Origin of the sequence: Butyrivibrio sp. MB2005, assembly GCF_000424285.1 — a bacterium.
In the GTDB taxonomy this organism is placed as follows: Bacteria; Bacillota; Clostridia; order Lachnospirales; family Lachnospiraceae; genus Butyrivibrio.
Window position 1 is genome coordinate 31,183 of sequence record NZ_KE384159.1, and the last position, 16,025, is coordinate 47,207.

Here is a 16,025-nt window from a genome sequence, read left to right on the forward strand (position 1 = left end):
TCATGGCACATGAAGCGAGTCTTCCCATTTCCTTGTTGTAAAACTGGTTGATAGCCTTGATGGTTCCGCCCTTTATGACAAAGGGGCTCTCGCCAAAGTTGTTTACTACGGCAGCTATGTTATCTGTTCCGGGATCTATTGCCATTATATGGATGCCTGAAATATCCGCCATATCTGCAAGATCCTTCAGTATTTCCTTATCATCAGCAGGAGCCATGCCCCTTGTTTCCACATCCATAACGACATCTATCACAAAGTCCTTCCCATGTGGCTTTATGCGCACTTCCTTAAGCTTTCCGCAAGGGAAGTCTTCACCAAGTCTTAGCATATCGTTTGTTCCGGGGAATCTGATAAGAGAGTCATCCTTTATCCTGCATATCTGGTTTGTGAGTATGGCTGTCTTGTACTTTCCCTCACCTACATACCTGGGCATGCGGGGACGTCCTGTAAAAGCAGACGGAGTCTTTGCATATGCCTTCACTGCCTCAAAAAATGACTTGTAATCCCTAAGCAGGAGCTTCAGTATCTGCTGGTTTGCCTGTGATGGAAGCCCGTAGTATGCCTTATCTTTTGTGGTCTTTAAAAGATAGTCGAGGGCATTGTAAGAAAGCCAGAAACCTTTTACCTGATATTTTGTACCATCGAGGGTGTCATTCACAAGCCTGAATACCTGCATCTGATTGGGATACAGGGGTCTGTAGGATGCCATGGCTTCCACGGCTGAAGAATACTGACGGATTATGAAATTAGCCCTGTTGTACAGAATGGCGCAGGCTCTGCAGATATCGCTGCAGTAACCATATAGTCTGTTGTTTTTACTGATTCTGAACTGCCTTGTTCTGTACACGGTTGTAATTCCATTCACCAAGCCTTATACTCTGTATTATAGCATATTTATAGCAAATATGCAAACATTTGTTTGTGTTAGATTTGGAGGTTTCATAGACAGTTACAAGAGGAACAGGCACTCAGTCTACCTGCTCTCAGCTGAAACAGACAGAGATCACATGCACCTTCTGATCTCAATGACTCCAGATGTGGCACCGGTAAAGCTGATCAACACGTTAAAGACCGGGCTTTCACGAGAGGTTCACTTAAGATACAAAGAGCATATCGAAAAGTACCTATGGGGTGATTCACCATTCTGGAGTGCCAGCTATTTCTGCGCTACTACCGGTTCCGTATCCATGGAAACCGTCAAAAAATACATAGAAGAACAGCGCACTGATGACCATCGAAGAAAATATGAGAAATCTGGAAAATATGTTAAAGCAAAGCGTTGAAGACGGGCGATTCATCCCCGACCGACATCGTCGGGAGGGGTTTTCTCGCTAATTATTCATAATTCAACTAACATAAGTATTTCCTTGCTGGCTATGCAATAATTCTTTTGCCCTCTTTAATACAGGGACCTCCCTGTTTGCTACAAGTCTTCCCAAGCTGGTGCATCTGCACTTTTCATATTCAGCTAAAGCTTCTTCATACTTTAGTTTCAATGTTGAAAGATGAAAATCCTCTATTTCATCTTTTGTTAAATGCTTATCGCCAAAAGCCACTATTTTACATAGAAAATAGTTATTTATATTGTGCCTGTGGATCAGATTGTAGTAATCACTGACAACCCCAATTTTGCACATCACCTCGACATCGACGCCTAATTCTTCCTTAAGTTCGCGTCTGATTGCGGTGTCCAAATCTTCTCCTGCTTCTACCCCTCCTCCGGCAGTTTCTATAAGTGTAGCTTTTCCGAAATCATCATCTCTGTTTGCTCTGACAAAATAGAAATTATCTTCATCATCCACTACTATTGCCCTTGCGATCATCCTGTCATGATCAATAGTCGTAAGCGGCCACTCATTATCTTCCAAATTAAGCAATAATTCTTCCTGATCCATTTTTGAAAAAAACTCCTCCCTTGATGGCTTTTTACAAAACTACAGTCCTGTTAGAACAGGACTGAAAATTTCTCAAATCGCTTTTTCCATAAGATCAAAACGGCCCTTTCGCCAGTCAGCGAATCCCCTGGGTTCATATCCGTTATGGCGATATAGCTTCTGGGCAAATGGGTTCTCTGTAAAGGTATCCAGTCTTACTGACTTATAGCCCATGTCTTTTATCTGCTCTTCTATGTGCCTAAGGACAGCTTTTCCAATTCCCTTGTTCTGCATTTTCGGAGAGACGCAGAATCTATGGAGGATATATGCTGAATCCGCATCAAATTTCCATGTGGCATTACCATACTGTTCATCGCACTCGCCGCTTATAACATAAAAAGCAACGAGCTCATCTTGCTCGTAAACCACATATAAAGTTTCATTCTTTATGTCTTCTTCAAAATCACTTCTTGCAGGATATACATCATCCCACGGATAAATTCCATGCTTTTCCATTTCGGCTATTGCATCCTTTATCAATGAGCAGATTGAATCTAGATCCTGCAATGTTCCCGGTCTGTAATTCATTGTAATTTCCCCTTTACCAAAACCATACATTCTCCCGAATCTTCGAAACCACATTTCTTATAGAGTGGTCTCCCCGCTTCTGTTGCATCAAGGCTGATTTCTGTTGCTCCATTGTTCCAGGCATCATCGATGAGCATGTTAACCATTTTCATTCCTATGCCCTGCCCCCGATACTCATTTCTAGTATATACATTCATTAGGTGAGCCCGCTTGCCTGTGGGATGTTCACAGGTCGGCATTACGCTAAAATAACACATTGATGCGCAGCCTACGACACTTCCTCCATCCATAGCAAGAACAGTAGTCTGATCTCCCTCAAGAAAATATCTCCTGCTGTTTTCTACAAAGCTTTCAGAATACTGATGATCAGCTTCGAGACAAAATACTTCTTTTAGCATCTCCAGTCTGCTGCTCATCATCAGTTCTATATCATTTTTATCAGCAATCCTTATTTCCATAACTCCACCCCCTCCTTTTTCATACTCCTTCAATGCCACTATCATCTCTTGCCTTTTGATTTAATAACTGCAGCTTTTTCCTGCAAAAAAGAGATGAGTTCCGGTGAACAGTTCTGTTTTTGAACAACCAGTATTTTTGAGGATGAAAGCTTCAGGAAAAAGTAATTCCTGTCTTCGGTAATGCCGCGGAGTGCGTCATAGCGAATCATATTTTTTATAAGCGCGGTCTCCATCTGAAATTCATCGTTAAAGAAAGTATAGTGAATATGCATATTACCCTGAGTCTTATTTTTTTCAAACACCATCTTGGTACTCATCTCAGTGGCAATAAATAGTGCGAGCAATAACAGGAATGGAGAAGTAACCCATGTAAAAATGGCTCCCTTATCTCCCCTCATGAGATCCTGAACGCTAATGATAGTGGGGATTCCTACAAATATCAGCAGAAAAAAGAGCCAGTTACTCTTAAGAAGAGCGAGCATTCTGGCCCTGTTTACTTTTTTCAAAGCTTGAAGTGAGCATAATAAATCAGTTTCTAACGGCATTTCCATTTCCTCCCAAACAAAGTCTCTATATGATAATAAAACTCATTTGGTTACTAATGTCAAAAACTTCTTATCATTCATCTGTTCATTAGTTATATATTCTCCATCGTGAAACAATGCATAAGTGGTGATTGGAGTCGGCGCATTCTGAGCCTCCTGCCTGCTGCCTATTTTGATCGCTTTGAATGGTATTCCGTTTTCCCCGGCAGTCTCCTCTACTACAGGCACATACTTGGCATTAAAGGGACACTGATTTGTGTAGTATAAAACATAGCCTTTTTCGTCGATATGTGGGTGCTTCGCGCATCCCTTGAAGGTCGGTGTTTCTGCGCCGTCCTCGAACGGCAGATACCAAAGTTGTATGCCGTTGTCGGATTCATCAGCCACTGTGAAGCCTTTTGCAGTGAGGAATTTAGGGTCTGAGAGGAATGGTTTCTTCTTGGCTGCTGCCAGTATGCAAAGTCCCTTTTTTCCCTTCTCTTTGCTATCTCTGATGCACTCGTTAAGAAGGTCCGTGGAATAGCCATGTCCCTTCAAGGAACCTGATACCCACAGACAGTCGATATACATATAGCCTGGGGCATCAATTGGATTCCAGGCATACTCAGCAGGAATATATTCAATAAAGCATTTACCGCGCTCTACGCTCTTTAAGAAAATGAGGCCTTCATCGAATCTATCTGCAAGCCATGCTTTCTTTGATGATACCTGAACGTCTTTATTATTGGATATTGCGCAGCAGATGTGTTCATTTTCAAGATTATCTTTTGTAACCTGTATGTACTCCATATTGAATTCTCCTTCTAAAATAGACTATTAACCCCGTCCCCCTGGTCCATCCTTTTCCTCAAATGTTTTATTCCAGGATCCGATTTCAATGAGGTTACCCTCAGGATCTGCGATGTAGCAGGTTCTCTGGCCCCATATACTCATCAAGCTCTTTTACCTCGCACCCCTTGCTGGCATAGTATGCGTACATCTCATCCAGTTTCTTAAGATCATAGCTTGTAACGCAATCGGATATTACATGAACCCTGTATCCCGATTTGGTCATATTAAAGACTGTCGATTTTACACAGCCAGTAGCGTCAGCACCTGCAACATAGAACTCTGCGATCCCGTTGTTATTGATGAATCCTGAAAACTCTTCGGATGTCAGTGCATTCGATTTTGACTTGGTAAAAATATTGTCCGATACAATCTTCATTTCAGGAACAAGTTCCTCGCCTTTTGTCCCGGGTTTAAAGGTTCTGGTTCCTGCCGACAGGTTGTTATGCTTGATGTAAACTACGTGCATATCTTCTGCCGTTGCCCAATCGATAGCTTTGTTTATACCATCAACGATTTTCTTATAATTCTTAGTGATGTCATTTTGAATGTCGATTACGACCAGTGCTTTGTTTTCCATGTTTTTTCTCCACCTCTTCATATTTGTGTGCAATGTCACTGGTGATCTCATAAAGCTTCTCTCTGACAGACTGAGGCTCAAGGACTGTAACCTTATCTCTGCATGAAAGGATCCATGCTATCAGGCCTTCATCATCCGAATACTCATGCTCGAAAAGCAGTGTCCCATCAGGCTGTTCCTTGAAAGAAGTAGTGCCATACTCTTCCACAAGGTGCCATTTCATGGATGGGTCAAAAATAGCCTTAACCCTACCCTTCTCCGGGAAAACCTCTTCATTCGAAATGGATGGTGCAGGTATCTCGCTTCTTTTTTCAAAGTCGGTTCCAAGGACAATTTCATCCATTCGGTTAAGCTTGAACAGCCTGAAATCCTTCCTCAAAAGGCAATATCCATACACATACCAGCTGGCCCATTTGAAGATGAGATAATAAGGTTCAATCTCTCTTTTTGAGTCCCCTTTTGGTGAAAAGTAGTTAAACTTCAGCCTTTTCCCTAGCTCAATGGCATCCTGGATAAGTGCAATTTTCGGGGAAAGCGTATCCTTATACCACGAGGAGAGATCGATAAGGATGGAGTCCCTTCCGCTGAGAAATTCAGAAGAACCCGCCTGGATTTTCTCCATGAGCTGCCCATAATATCCGCTGCCACTGACACTATCAAGGCTTCGAAGCCCGGCAAGAATCATCTGCATGTCTCTTGACGTAAGAATCGTCCTATCCATGCGATACCCACTCATAATGCTGATTCCGCCTCCGACTCCCTGGGTAGTCTGAATAGGTATCCCTGCCTGGCTCAGAGTTTCAATGTCTCTGTTGATAGTTCTCCTGGACACTTCAAAATGCTCAGCCAGTTCCGGTGCAGTTGTTATTTCCTTTTGCAAAAGAATAGATAGTATTCCGATAAGTCTGTCTATCTTCATTTGATCACCTTCTGAATTCAGCTTAACATGGCAAACACGTCATCTATATGTCATGTTTATATTTTACACTGATTTACACTGATTTGGACAAAAAACAACCCACAACCGCGTGGCTGTGGGTCCCTGTCATCAATCACACCGTCAAAGCACTTGTAGGCGTCACCTTCATAGACATTTCCATTGACCCTGATCCTGGCAATTCCATAGGTGGGTCGTCCGAGTTTGGATGATCTTCATCTAAGATAAGATGCTCCCCCACACACTTGGGAACGTCGGATATCACATGATAAAAATACTGTTCTTCCACTTTTTTCTCCCTATTTATGATCCACTAACTCAGTACCCCTGGACCATACGCTTTTATACACTTCTCGCTGTTCTCCCTGGTAGTCGCCAAGGCCTTCAAAAATAACTTCAAAGCCGCACTTACCAAGTACATGCTTGGATGCCACATTTTCGCTAAGACAAATGCCATACACTTCTTTTGTATCCACGGTCCTCGCCATAACCGGTAAAAATGCTGTCACAGCCTCAGTGGCATAGCCTTTTCCTGTCTGCTCCTTTGCGATATGGTATCCAATCTCCCATTTTCCATCATCGATCGGAACCATCTGGACGTAGCCGATATTTTTGTTGTCCTCTTTTACAAACACAGGATATACAAGAGGTCCATCCGTTGCGCCATACTGTGACATCAAAAACTCAATTGTTTCTTTTGCATCATCTTCAGTCTCAAAAACCTCGTCCGGCACAAATCTTCTGTTATCCTCATCCAGTGAGTTTTTGTGGACATCATAGGCCATATCTAATGTAAATTCTTTAATTTCTAATCTATCGGTTTCAATTCTCATAACAATCTTTCCTCCATTACATACTCATAATCTTATTTACGGAAAAATACTTCCATTCCCAAGCAATACTCTGATAATACCGATAACAAATAAATGGGCCGGATAGTAGATATAGAAGAACCACATGATAGGAGCTGTCAGTCTTCCTATCACATGCAAAAGCATGACCCACCATATTTCCTGGCATCCCGGATACAAAAGCCATGTCACATGATCTATGGTCATCGCAATAATAGCAATAAACTTTATCTGATTAGAGTTTAAACCAGTTGTCTCCCTGCCAATTTCGGCAATTGTTTTCATTCCTTCCTCCTAAATAAGTGCATTTTATATTTTAAAAATATCACACAACAAAAACAGACCTTTTCCTACACGGATATCGATCTGTTTTTCACTATTATTTTTCAGATGAAATGAACCACTAACCCCCTGGTCCATTTAGTGGAACGAAACAACCTTGTCGTAGTCGTAGCCTCTGTCAGGTGTGAAATGCCTCTCAGTAAGTGTAAAGTAAACAACGCCATTTTTATTTACAGGTATGGAGATGTGTGCTTTTCCATCTTCGGAGCCGGCTACGCCACTAACCTTCACAACACTACTGGAGGTAAGTGGCCATGCTGCACTTTTTATAAGTTCAGTCTCTTCTTTTGTCGGATAAGCAGGCTCGCCAAGATCATGCCAGAGCTTAAGGGGATTGCAGCAGGTTTCATCCACAGTCTTGGTTATCAGTGTATAATCGTTTTCCTGATTGTTCTCAGCTTTAAGGTTAAATAAAATCTCTTTTATCTTATCTCCCTCATCTATATTCCAGAGAATTCCGGCATAGCCCTTGTCGCCCTTAACGATCACAGCATTATCATCTCTATAGACACATTTCTGACTAAAGAGCTTAAGCTGCTTGAAAAAGTAGAAGGTCCAGAAGGTAGGCTTTGGAATATTTCCGGAAGCCACCATACCAAATCCGCCGTTGAATAGAGAGTTCTGAACACCCTGTTCCTCAAACACATCACCAAAAGTCCAGTGTCAACCACCCATCACCTAAAGGTAATGGGCTTGCGACTCCCCTGTAGTTCGTTGCAATAACTCCTACATTTTGTCGGTGTAACTTCCGTGGGGTCGCATCATGGGACGGTTGACACCGCCCCTTACGACAAAGATTTACTCTGCCGTAACTGTATCAGGTACTTTACTACCTTCCATCATATCGGCCTTGTCGGCAGATAAGCATAGATAGTTGATTCCCATGCGGTACAGATTCATAGCTCCAATGCGGTCATCGTTTGATTTATAGCCACAGTTCTTACAAGTAAACAGATGCAATTTCTTATCACGATTGGCTTTTTCAATGTGTCCACATACAGGACAGCACTGACTCGTATAACGAGGGTCAACCTTAATAACGGTAGACTGATTCTGTTTAGCTTTGTAAACAAGTTTCTGTTCAAGGTCGTAGAAAGACCATGATACAGAAACATAGCGGTCTTTGGCTCTGACACGCTCTGTAGCGTTACGGACACCAGACAAATCTTCAAGGACAAAGAGTGTATGCTTCGGATTGGATTCAGCGAGTGCCTTTGATACCTGGTGGTTCACATCCTGCATCCAACGGTTTTCTCGCTGACCGATAGCTTTTAATCTACGTCTTGAAGATGGTGTCTTACACATTTGGAGTTCTTTACGAAGCTTAGAGTAGTGAGCACGTTTCTGCTTGATGGCTTTACCGCTTACAAATCCAGACTTGTGCTTACTGTCATAAGTAGCAACGACAAAGTTAATACCTCTGTCAATGCCAACAACATTGCAAATATCGGATATATTACTTTCTTCGATATCATAAGTAACAGGGATATGTAAATAATACTTACCGTGTTTGTTTACAAGTTTGGCAGTACCAAACTTATAGATTGTATGGTCAAAATATTTAGACATACTCCCAGAGAAATAAGGCAACTTAACACGACCATTCAGCGTGTTTACTGAAAAGCAGTTTTGCGTAAGAGAATAATCCCTATTCCATACAAGGTCATACTGTGGCTTCTTGAAAGACGGCTGAATCCACTCTTTCTGATTTTCAAGAATGGTCTTATATCTTGCAATGACAGTCTTAAATACGGACTGAGCCATCTGAGATTTGAGTCCAAACATTTCTCGGAGTGTAGAGTACAAAGCCTTGTTAAGTGAGAACTGCTTTAAGTCGTGAGTGCGGAACACATAGTCAGATACATAATTACAAGCATCAGAATAAACAGACATGGTTTCATCAAGTAAAACCTTACTGTCTGCATTAACAGATATCTGAATTTTAGCTGTAACTGTCATCTGTTCCATAGTGTACCTCGTTGATATTTCACTAATTATATGATATAATAATTGTTAGTGAAAGTCAATTGTTTATAAGGAGTTTTGACATGACAGAATTTAATATAGGTGACGAAGTAATAAGACAAACTATCGGGTTTGATGGAAAACCGTTTGACGATAGGCCAAGCGTTGTCGTGAAGGTGGATGTGGAAAATCAATATTTACAGTGTCTGTCTATTCATCAAAACGGGAATGTGATGCTAAATTATTACGAGATGTCGCAATATAGAAAAACTGGTAAAACATATCCAGAAATCATAGATAGTATCGAGATATTAAAAAGACTTTTGTAATACTTAAACAAATATGGATAACAGATATAATCGCCACAACAGACGCAAGTATAGTCTTAAAGTGCATATAGTTCTTGTCACGAAGTACCGCAAGCAAATACTTAAAGGTTCTATCACTGACGATATAAAGCAAAAGATATACGATATCTGCAATTCTAAAGGTTACGGTATTATAGCTATGGAAACTGATAAAGACCATATTCATTTTCTGATAAGCTACGATGCCACGGACAGAGTATGTGACATTGTAAAGCTAATTAAACAGCAGACTACATACTATCTGTGGAAGAAATATACGAACTTCCTGTCTAAACACTATTGGAAGAAGAAAATCTTTTGGTCAGACGGTTATTTTGCTTGCAGTATTGGCGAAGTATCATCAACCACCATACAGAAGTACATCGAAAGCCAAGGTTAATGGCTACAAATTTACAAGGCTCCTCCCACCGCCCAAGGGCAGTGGGTTTCCGCCTACGAAACCGAAAGGATTATATTTATGAATAAGCCTCGTTCACATCTCCAAGACCCGAGAGCTGCCTTGCAAGGTAAGCCGCGTTTATATTGGTATCGTGGATAACGCCTCTTGGTGTGTATGAAGTACTGAACTCTGTAAGATGGATAGGCAGCCCCTTAAACTCCTCGTAGGAATCCACTATATCCCTTGTAGCCTGAAGATTTTCAAAACGCATCTTTGAATCCTCGAGCTTAGAGTAGTCATAGTGGCCTATTCTTTCAGGAAATTCTACTGTATAGTGATGCCTTGTAACGGTGTCCGGACGAATTCCTTCTCTTTTACAAAAATCAAGGAATCCCTGAATCCACTCTGCATCTCTGACTCCGCAGATTGCAGGACCTCCTACCTTAAAGCGATCATCATAGGCCTTTATTGCCTGGAAAGTTTCCTTAAATAGCTTGCAGTACTCTTCCATATCTGCATTGTACCAAAAGCCCGGAAGATTTGGCTCATTCCACACTTCAATAGGCCACTCCGTAACTTCCTCACCGTAGCGAGCCTTCAAATGCTCAAGCAAAGCGATCACCATGTCCGTCCACTTCTTATATTCCTTTGGCGGAGTAGTATTCCCTTTCCAGTAAAAAATAGTCTGTGTGCCGCTTGCAAGCTGCTCCGGCATGAATCCAAGCTCAAGATATGGGCGGATTCCAAGCTCTAAGAATCTGTCAAAAATCCTGTCTATGTAAGTGTAGTTGTACTCAACCTTGGTTTCGCCATCTTCCTCATATTCATGGTAAATAGCCACATCATCTGAAAAAAGTCCATGACCTCTGATATATGAAAAGCCAATCATGTCCTGCACAAATTTGAGCTCTTTAAGATATTCTTCAGTAAGTGCAAGATCAAGTCGGCCTGTGCCTACACAATAATCCACGTTATTGTTAAATGGGACGCTTGCTGCCGCGTCCACAATTATTTTTTCTGTTTCCATTTCCATCCTCCATTTCCAGTTTGAGCATTCTAATGGGTCACTAACCCCGCCACCCTGGACCATTGTTTCAATATCTCATACAGCTCATCAAATGATGACGCGCAGTAGTCGATGTCGTATTCTTTCATAGCGCTCTCTATATCGCCTCCAGGCATAAACCAGACAGAGTTCATGCCGGCGTTCTTTGCTCCAAGCATATCTGATGTGAGTGAATCGCCTATAACAATACAGTTTTCCCTGATCTCTCCAATCTCAGCGAGCACCATGTCAAAATACTCTGCTGAAGGCTTGTTAACGCCCATGTCCTCGCTTACAAAAATACCATCAATATATCTGTCCAAGCCTGTGGTCTCAATTCTGCCTTTGGCATTGATAGTCGCGCCATTTGTTATGACAAATATTCTTGAATCCTTTATTTCCGTTTTGATCTTTTTTACCAGCTCCAGCGAACCATTCAGAAGTACGCCATTTTCAGACATTGTTCTGATGAATTCAGCATTGATCTTAAGAGGATCAAGTCCCGAAGAATCACCTTCACATTTTCCGAAGATATAATTAAACCTCTTTACAAAAAGCTCTGTCCTGCTTATGGTGCCTTTTTCAAGTTCCCCCCACAAAGCTTTGTTGTAATCCTTGAAAGCGTTATATATCTCTTCTGAAAAGGAAAGTCCGCCTGTCTTAAGTACAATCTCCAGCGCTATACGCTCGGATGCATTAAAATCGAGCAGAGTCTGATCAAGATCAAACAGAAAGTTTTTGTGTGCCCCTTTTATATTTATCCAAAATCTTTTCATTTTATCACCATCAACATCGATGGTTTTCTCAAATACTCCGCCGTTTGCGATAATAGTTTTCTCGCTTGCAGGATTCCCTTCATCGCAGGTTACAAGCATCTTATCGATTCCCAGCTCTCCCGCTTTTAGCTTATTAAGGCGGAGCATCTCCTTTGCATAGCCATGCCCGCGCTCGGATGGACGCACCGAATATCCGCAGTGTCCACCCCAGGTACCAAGAATAGGATGATCAATGTGATGGCGAAGATCAATTACGCCCACAATTCTGTTATCCCTTTTCCTTATTGCCAGATAAGTATGTGATGGTACTTCCGTCCCTACTTCTTCACATGTCTTTTCATCTTTTCTCAGCGTACATATTCGTATCCATTCATCAGCAGAATTACATGAATTTAGCGACATGCACCCGGCAAACTGGTTTTCATCATCAGCATCTTTTTCTATTATTTCCCGCCTGAATGCCCATAGATCTTCGGCATATTCACTACTTGGTTCAACAAGTATAATTTCATCCATGAAATCTTCCCCCAATCGCTTCCTCCTCTTTGTCTATCTCATCTAAGTTAATTTTGTACAAATGAAACCCACAGCTCCAAAAGGCCGTGGGCTCCGATAAAATTATTGGAGGGCCAAATCTCGTGTGCCCTCCGCATACATCTCCCACGCATCCGGAATCTTGTCTCTGACAAATTTTGCATATGCACAGATAAAGTGCTGCCACCGCATCTATGGTGGTCATATACACATAAGGTCTATCATGATCTGCCAGCCTGGGCTCAAGCACATTTAAACCCAATACATTGCTTCCGTGATATAAACGCATTGCACCTCCGTAAAATTCGGATTATAACAGCTGTAAATCCTTGTTAAGGATTGTATTTATTGCACTTTCATAATCTTTATCATTGTCACAGGGTATATAATTTTTAATTAAAACTCCAATCCATAATATATGCTACATACTTATTGCTTTTAGGTGTCATGAATGTTGCTTTCTTATAATGCTAGAAGCGTCAACAAGCCGTCAGTCGAATACTTCGATATGGTACTAGATGAAATTGGAGAGCCCAGGGAAACCTGCATTGTTATTGGTGACTCTCTCACGACAGATATGCTTGGCGCAAAAAATGCAGGCATGATATCTGTATGGTTCATGCCTGCAGGTGATATAGAAAAGCCATGAAAGAATACACCATCGACTACTGTGCGTCTTCCTTCGAGTTGTATGAGATATTGAAGAATTACTACTTAAGCTGCTCTAGCAACTCAGGAATATCATATTTAAGGGTCTCAAATACTATATCAAGATCAACATTGCCATAGTCATGCACAATTCGATTTCTAAGACCTGATAACTCATCCCAAGGAAGATTGCTTTTCTCGCTCTTATATTCAGCGGATAATTTCTTTGCATTCTCAGATATCTGAATCATTCTAAACATCATAGAGTCTAGAAGAACTTCATTTCTATTTAGTTCCTGCAAATCCACGTCCTTCATATGTGCAACAATAAACACAATATCAGCCTTTATCTTCTCTAGATAATAATTGTCATTCTTAGTATTATCCATATATCCTTATCCCGTCCTTTAGTATTTCATTTGTTAATTCCAAATTATCCTTAAGCTGTTCAACATTGAGCACATCAACTTTCTTATGAAGTGCATTTCGTAGCTTCTCCACCATTCCATAAAACTTGATACCCTTGACATCTGATGAGATTAGTAAATCTATATCACTAGATTCACCAGCTTTACCCTTAGCATAAGAGCCAAAAAGAATACAGTAGTGAACAGGGTATTCATCTAGCACCTGCTTGCATTTCTCTGTAATATATCCCATTTCTAGAATCCCGTGCTCTTCATCAATCGGATTTATGCTCTGTAATTTCTCCAGAATATAATTATACTTTAAGGTTCCTTCTTTTTCTTTATCATTCTCATAGGATTTATAGGATCTTAAAGATATACCAATCATATCAGCTACTTGTTGCTGAGTAAGCTTTTTTTCTATCCTGATTTCTTTTATATTGCCCATATTTGCACCTCTCATATAATAATAGTGCAATATTTGCACTATTATGTCAATAAAAATGCAAATATTGCACTATTGTAAAGTTAAAGGTGTATCACCAAATCCCTTCACAATCACCAAGGATAATTGATTTGATATTCTCGTTTATCTCTGACTCATTAAGTCCCTGCTGAATGATCGGCCAAATAACTTCTCTGCTTTCCCTTGTATGGGCAATTGAGATGCCAACTTATTCGCAGCATCATCTCTGCCTGCCTTAAGGTATAGGAAGCATAAGGCAGCTCGAATGGTTGCTTTCTGTCTTTTCAGTCATGTCTTTCTGTCGCCTTACTCATTATGATCAGCATAGCTATAAGAACTATAGGAAAAATAAGACCAACTCCCATTCCGGCTCTTATATCGTCTCCGGCATACTGCGTAACCCTTCCAACGATTGCCGGTCCTACACTTCCTCCAAGGTCACCAGCCATCGCAAGAAGTGCAAACATTGCCGTGCCTCCTGTGGGAAACTTCTTAGATGAAATACTTATTGTTCCGGGCCACATGATTCCTACAGAAAAACCACACAAGATACACCCTACAAGGCCAATTACCGGACTACTTGAAAGTGACGCCATGAGATAACAGATAACGCATAGAGCTCCTGATCCCAACATGAACCCGGTAAGATTTATCTTTTCTCCATATTTTCCATATATGATGCGACTTATGCCCATTGTTACCGCAAACATACAAGGTCCCAACAGATCACCAAGTGCTTTGGAAAGTCCAAGCGCAGCTTCTGCATAGGCTGATGCCCACTGAGCCATCGCGAGTTCCGATGCTCCTGCACAAACCATAAGACATATGGAAACCCAGAAAAGAGGTCTTTTCCCCAGTTGTCTGATTCCCATTCCCTGACCCTCTTCAACAATCGGCACAATGGGACATGTAGCAAAGTTGTATATATTAAAAGCAGGCACCAGCGCCCACATAATTGCAAGCCATCTCCAACTGTCCATGCCAAACAGCTTGAAAAACAGCGTAGATATTACTATAGTCCCCACTGCACCCCCAACAGTAAAATGAGTGCAACAGACTCATGGTTGCTTCTTTATTTTAAACTTTGCGCAGAAAAGATCTATCAGCAGCTGAGTAAAGAAGTATACAGTGGATATCAAGGCTATATTGCCCAGGGAAATTCCATAGTCCTTATGGAACTTAAGGAAAAGAAGTGGCGCAAAATTTGCAGCTATGGCCTGGGTTATAAAACCAAGGTAACATGCAAGTTTCGTTTTTCTGTAATCAGGCATTTTTCCTTTATTGCTTTTTCAATTACCAGCTTCTTTAAGGTTATTCCTTTCCGGAGCATGAGATCTCCTGTTGAAGTCATGGTAGAAAGAACCATCTTAATGACCTGCTCTATGAATCACTGAAACATGAGTGATCTTATTTGCTTCGTCAGGATACTCTTTGTCAAAATGCATTCCTATAGCTTCTGCTGTCTTGTAAGATGGCTCGTTAGTATACTTGCAGTATGAATAGAAAGCCGGATACTCGGTGTTCTCGAAAGCCCACTTAAGGACTGCACTTGCAGCTTCCTTAGCGTATCCTTTTCGCTGGCAGTCCTTTCGGATGTGATAACCGATCTCCGGGAGCATCTCGCCATCGATATTCTGCAATGTCAGCCCGCAGTCGCCGATCATCTCTCCGGTCTCCTTAAGGCACACGGCCCATAGACCAAAGCCATTTTCCCTGTACCGGTTCATGTTGCGCTCAATCCAGCCTTTAACCCGTTCTTCATCAAAAACATAGGGATAATGCTGCATGATTTCACGATCTGCAAGAACAGCATACAAGGCATCGTAGTCATTCATATTCATTTCACGTAAGAATAATCGTTCTGTTTCAATAATCATTTGTAATCCTCGTGGTTTCGTATTCCTCAAGACCATATTGCATCTGTCCCATACTTCGTCATGATATGAAAAAGCTCCGGTCTCGGTGCGTCTTTCTTTAAATCCTACGCTTTCATAGCAATGCCTTGCACGTTCATTTACCGAGAAGACCATAAGCTGAACCGCAGTGGCTCCGGTTTCATCAAAAGCATAATCTGCAGCTGCTCGGATCATTTCTTTTCCCAGGCCTTTACCGCGCCTTTCCGGATCCACCATCACAAACTTAAGCATTCCCTCTTTGGTCTCATTATTTAATGAATAGCAGAAGAATCCCATGGGTTCACCCTTTTCATCAACGGCAACAAACGGATTGTCTCCAAATCTCTCTGACAGATCAGCCAGCATCCGGTCAAAAGACTCTTTCTGAATGGGAAAAGAGGTCTTATTTGCACACCACAAAGCGTGTGTTTTTTCGTCTGTGATCCAGTCCTTTATTATCGAGAAGTCTTTTTCTGCGCTGTATGCTCGTAGATTCATCGGATTTCGCCCTCCTTCTGTAATTATATATTAACGTAAAA

19 protein-coding genes and 3 pseudogenes are annotated in these 16,025 nt (G+C 41.4%); 4 read left to right on the plus strand and 18 right to left on the minus strand.

Annotated features, from left to right (window positions below; all coding sequences use genetic code 11):
* Positions 1-865 (minus strand): annotated as a pseudogene (locus G610_RS23370) (RNA-guided endonuclease InsQ/TnpB family protein); the annotation flags it as partial.
* A gap of 40 nt (positions 866-905) precedes the next feature.
* On the opposite strand from G610_RS23370, the gene tnpA (G610_RS21565) reads away from it, so the two are divergent.
* Positions 906-1,283, plus strand: a complete 378-nt coding sequence (gene tnpA, locus G610_RS21565; RefSeq protein ID WP_081667598.1) for an IS200/IS605 family transposase — start codon at positions 906-908, stop codon at positions 1,281-1,283.
* 63 nt (positions 1,284-1,346) lie between these two features.
* Here tnpA (G610_RS21565) and G610_RS0117825 read toward each other — a convergent pair whose 3' ends face one another.
* The 11 genes and pseudogenes from G610_RS0117825 to G610_RS0117885 all read right to left on the minus strand — a co-directional run bounded on the left by G610_RS0117825 (position 1,347) and on the right by G610_RS0117885 (position 8,971).
* Positions 1,347-1,895 carry an NUDIX domain-containing protein gene (locus G610_RS0117825; protein ID WP_026525856.1) on the minus strand — a complete coding sequence of 183 codons (549 nt, stop codon included), beginning with the start codon at positions 1,893-1,895 and terminating at the stop codon, positions 1,347-1,349.
* Between the two features lie 72 nt (positions 1,896-1,967).
* Positions 1,968-2,462 carry a GNAT family N-acetyltransferase gene (locus G610_RS0117830; protein ID WP_026525857.1) on the minus strand — a complete coding sequence of 165 codons (495 nt, stop codon included), beginning with the start codon at positions 2,460-2,462 and terminating at the stop codon, positions 1,968-1,970.
* On the minus strand, positions 2,459-2,920 hold the full coding sequence (locus G610_RS0117835) for a GNAT family N-acetyltransferase (RefSeq protein ID WP_026525858.1): 462 nt from the start codon (positions 2,918-2,920) through the stop codon (positions 2,459-2,461). The genes G610_RS0117830 and G610_RS0117835 overlap by 4 nt, the downstream gene beginning before the upstream one ends.
* Positions 2,921-2,961: 41 nt before the next feature.
* Positions 2,962-3,465, minus strand: coding sequence for a YcxB family protein (locus G610_RS0117840; RefSeq protein WP_026525859.1), 504 nt, complete (start codon positions 3,463-3,465; stop codon positions 2,962-2,964).
* 42 nt (positions 3,466-3,507) lie between these two features.
* Positions 3,508-4,254 carry an N-acetyltransferase gene (locus G610_RS0117845; RefSeq protein WP_026525860.1) on the minus strand — a complete coding sequence of 249 codons (747 nt, stop codon included), beginning with the start codon at positions 4,252-4,254 and terminating at the stop codon, positions 3,508-3,510.
* A 100-nt stretch (positions 4,255-4,354) separates the two neighbouring features.
* A complete protein-coding gene (locus G610_RS0117850; protein WP_026525861.1) occupies positions 4,355-4,873 on the minus strand; it encodes an isochorismatase family cysteine hydrolase in 519 nt (172 codons plus the stop codon).
* Positions 4,833-5,792, minus strand: a complete 960-nt coding sequence (locus tag G610_RS21570; RefSeq protein WP_051198112.1) for a helix-turn-helix transcriptional regulator — start codon at positions 5,790-5,792, stop codon at positions 4,833-4,835. The genes G610_RS0117850 and G610_RS21570 overlap by 41 nt, the downstream gene beginning before the upstream one ends.
* A gap of 317 nt (positions 5,793-6,109) precedes the next feature.
* A complete protein-coding gene (locus G610_RS22485; protein WP_051198113.1) occupies positions 6,110-6,643 on the minus strand; it encodes a GNAT family N-acetyltransferase in 534 nt (177 codons plus the stop codon).
* A 36-nt stretch (positions 6,644-6,679) separates the two neighbouring features.
* Positions 6,680-6,946, minus strand: a complete 267-nt coding sequence (locus G610_RS0117870) for a TraX family protein (RefSeq protein ID WP_026525862.1) — start codon at positions 6,944-6,946, stop codon at positions 6,680-6,682.
* A 135-nt stretch (positions 6,947-7,081) separates the two neighbouring features.
* A pseudogene (locus G610_RS0117880) lies at positions 7,082-7,651 on the minus strand (GH39 family glycosyl hydrolase); the annotation flags it as partial.
* A 150-nt stretch (positions 7,652-7,801) separates the two neighbouring features.
* Positions 7,802-8,971 (minus strand): RNA-guided endonuclease TnpB family protein, encoded by a 1,170-nt coding sequence (locus G610_RS0117885; protein WP_026525864.1) that lies wholly within the window; start codon positions 8,969-8,971, stop codon positions 7,802-7,804.
* A gap of 80 nt (positions 8,972-9,051) precedes the next feature.
* Between G610_RS0117885 and G610_RS0117890 the strand changes: the two genes are divergently transcribed.
* Together G610_RS0117890 and tnpA (G610_RS0117895) are read left to right on the plus strand one after the other, a co-directional pair.
* On the plus strand, positions 9,052-9,297 hold the full coding sequence (locus tag G610_RS0117890) for a hypothetical protein (protein WP_026525865.1): 246 nt from the start codon (positions 9,052-9,054) through the stop codon (positions 9,295-9,297).
* Positions 9,298-9,310: 13 nt separating this feature from the next.
* Entirely contained in the window at positions 9,311-9,715 is a 405-nt protein-coding gene (gene tnpA, locus G610_RS0117895; RefSeq protein ID WP_026525866.1) for an IS200/IS605 family transposase, read from the plus strand.
* A 76-nt stretch (positions 9,716-9,791) separates the two neighbouring features.
* On the opposite strand, the gene G610_RS21580 is transcribed toward tnpA (G610_RS0117895), so the two are convergent.
* The gene (locus G610_RS21580; RefSeq protein ID WP_242829679.1) at positions 9,792-10,742 is read right to left on the minus strand and encodes a GH39 family glycosyl hydrolase; all 951 of its coding nucleotides are present in this window, start codon (positions 10,740-10,742) and stop codon (positions 9,792-9,794) included.
* Between the two features lie 29 nt (positions 10,743-10,771).
* Complete coding sequence (locus G610_RS22845; protein ID WP_081667604.1) at positions 10,772-12,052, minus strand: YjjG family noncanonical pyrimidine nucleotidase; 1,281 nt, start codon at positions 12,050-12,052, stop codon at positions 10,772-10,774.
* Positions 12,053-12,521: 469 nt separating this feature from the next.
* On the opposite strand from G610_RS22845, the gene G610_RS0117915 reads away from it, so the two are divergent.
* Positions 12,522-12,719, plus strand: coding sequence for an HAD-IA family hydrolase (locus tag G610_RS0117915; RefSeq protein WP_026525868.1), 198 nt, complete (start codon positions 12,522-12,524; stop codon positions 12,717-12,719).
* A gap of 61 nt (positions 12,720-12,780) precedes the next feature.
* Here the strand turns inward: G610_RS0117915 and G610_RS0117920 are convergent, their stop codons facing one another.
* The 4 genes and pseudogenes from G610_RS0117920 to G610_RS23860 form a co-directional block, all read right to left on the minus strand.
* Positions 12,781-13,107 (minus strand): HepT-like ribonuclease domain-containing protein, encoded by a 327-nt coding sequence (locus tag G610_RS0117920; RefSeq protein ID WP_026525869.1) that lies wholly within the window; start codon positions 13,105-13,107, stop codon positions 12,781-12,783.
* Positions 13,100-13,573: a nucleotidyltransferase domain-containing protein gene (locus G610_RS0117925; protein ID WP_026525870.1), complete on the minus strand. Its 474-nt coding sequence runs from the start codon at positions 13,571-13,573 to the stop codon at positions 13,100-13,102. The genes G610_RS0117920 and G610_RS0117925 overlap by 8 nt, the downstream gene beginning before the upstream one ends.
* A 302-nt stretch (positions 13,574-13,875) precedes the next feature.
* Positions 13,876-14,862: pseudogene (locus tag G610_RS21590) on the minus strand (MFS transporter).
* Positions 14,863-14,958: 96 nt separating this feature from the next.
* On the minus strand, positions 14,959-15,984 hold the full coding sequence (locus tag G610_RS23860; RefSeq protein ID WP_081667606.1) for a GNAT family N-acetyltransferase: 1,026 nt from the start codon (positions 15,982-15,984) through the stop codon (positions 14,959-14,961).
* Between the last annotated feature and the right edge of the window lie 41 nt (positions 15,985-16,025).

Bases quoted from the DNA above. Each gene is read 5' to 3' on its own strand.
- tnpA (WP_081667598.1), top strand. From the start codon at position 906: ATGCAAACATTTGTTTGTGTTAGATTTGGAGGTTTCATAGACAGTTAC.
- G610_RS0117825 (WP_026525856.1), bottom strand. From the start codon at position 1,895: ATGGATCAGGAAGAATTATTGCTTAATTTGGAAGATAATGAGTGGCCG.
- G610_RS0117830 (WP_026525857.1), bottom strand. From the start codon at position 2,462: ATGAATTACAGACCGGGAACATTGCAGGATCTAGATTCAATCTGCTCA.
- G610_RS0117835 (WP_026525858.1), bottom strand. From the start codon at position 2,920: ATGGAAATAAGGATTGCTGATAAAAATGATATAGAACTGATGATGAGC.
- G610_RS0117840 (WP_026525859.1), bottom strand. From the start codon at position 3,465: ATGCCGTTAGAAACTGATTTATTATGCTCACTTCAAGCTTTGAAAAAA.
- G610_RS0117845 (WP_026525860.1), bottom strand. From the start codon at position 4,254: ATGGAGTACATACAGGTTACAAAAGATAATCTTGAAAATGAACACATC.
- G610_RS0117850 (WP_026525861.1), bottom strand. From the start codon at position 4,873: ATGGAAAACAAAGCACTGGTCGTAATCGACATTCAAAATGACATCACT.
- G610_RS21570 (WP_051198112.1), bottom strand. From the start codon at position 5,792: ATGAAGATAGACAGACTTATCGGAATACTATCTATTCTTTTGCAAAAG.
- G610_RS22485 (WP_051198113.1), bottom strand. From the start codon at position 6,643: ATGAGAATTGAAACCGATAGATTAGAAATTAAAGAATTTACATTAGAT.
- G610_RS0117870 (WP_026525862.1), bottom strand. From the start codon at position 6,946: ATGAAAACAATTGCCGAAATTGGCAGGGAGACAACTGGTTTAAACTCT.
- G610_RS0117885 (WP_026525864.1), bottom strand. From the start codon at position 8,971: ATGGAACAGATGACAGTTACAGCTAAAATTCAGATATCTGTTAATGCA.
- G610_RS0117890 (WP_026525865.1), top strand. From the start codon at position 9,052: ATGACAGAATTTAATATAGGTGACGAAGTAATAAGACAAACTATCGGG.
- tnpA (WP_026525866.1), top strand. From the start codon at position 9,311: ATGGATAACAGATATAATCGCCACAACAGACGCAAGTATAGTCTTAAA.
- G610_RS21580 (WP_242829679.1), bottom strand. From the start codon at position 10,742: ATGGAAACAGAAAAAATAATTGTGGACGCGGCAGCAAGCGTCCCATTT.
- G610_RS22845 (WP_081667604.1), bottom strand. From the start codon at position 12,052: ATGGATGAAATTATACTTGTTGAACCAAGTAGTGAATATGCCGAAGAT.
- G610_RS0117915 (WP_026525868.1), top strand. From the start codon at position 12,522: ATGTTGCTTTCTTATAATGCTAGAAGCGTCAACAAGCCGTCAGTCGAA.
- G610_RS0117920 (WP_026525869.1), bottom strand. From the start codon at position 13,107: ATGGATAATACTAAGAATGACAATTATTATCTAGAGAAGATAAAGGCT.
- G610_RS0117925 (WP_026525870.1), bottom strand. From the start codon at position 13,573: ATGGGCAATATAAAAGAAATCAGGATAGAAAAAAAGCTTACTCAGCAA.
- G610_RS23860 (WP_081667606.1), bottom strand. From the start codon at position 15,984: ATGAATCTACGAGCATACAGCGCAGAAAAAGACTTCTCGATAATAAAG.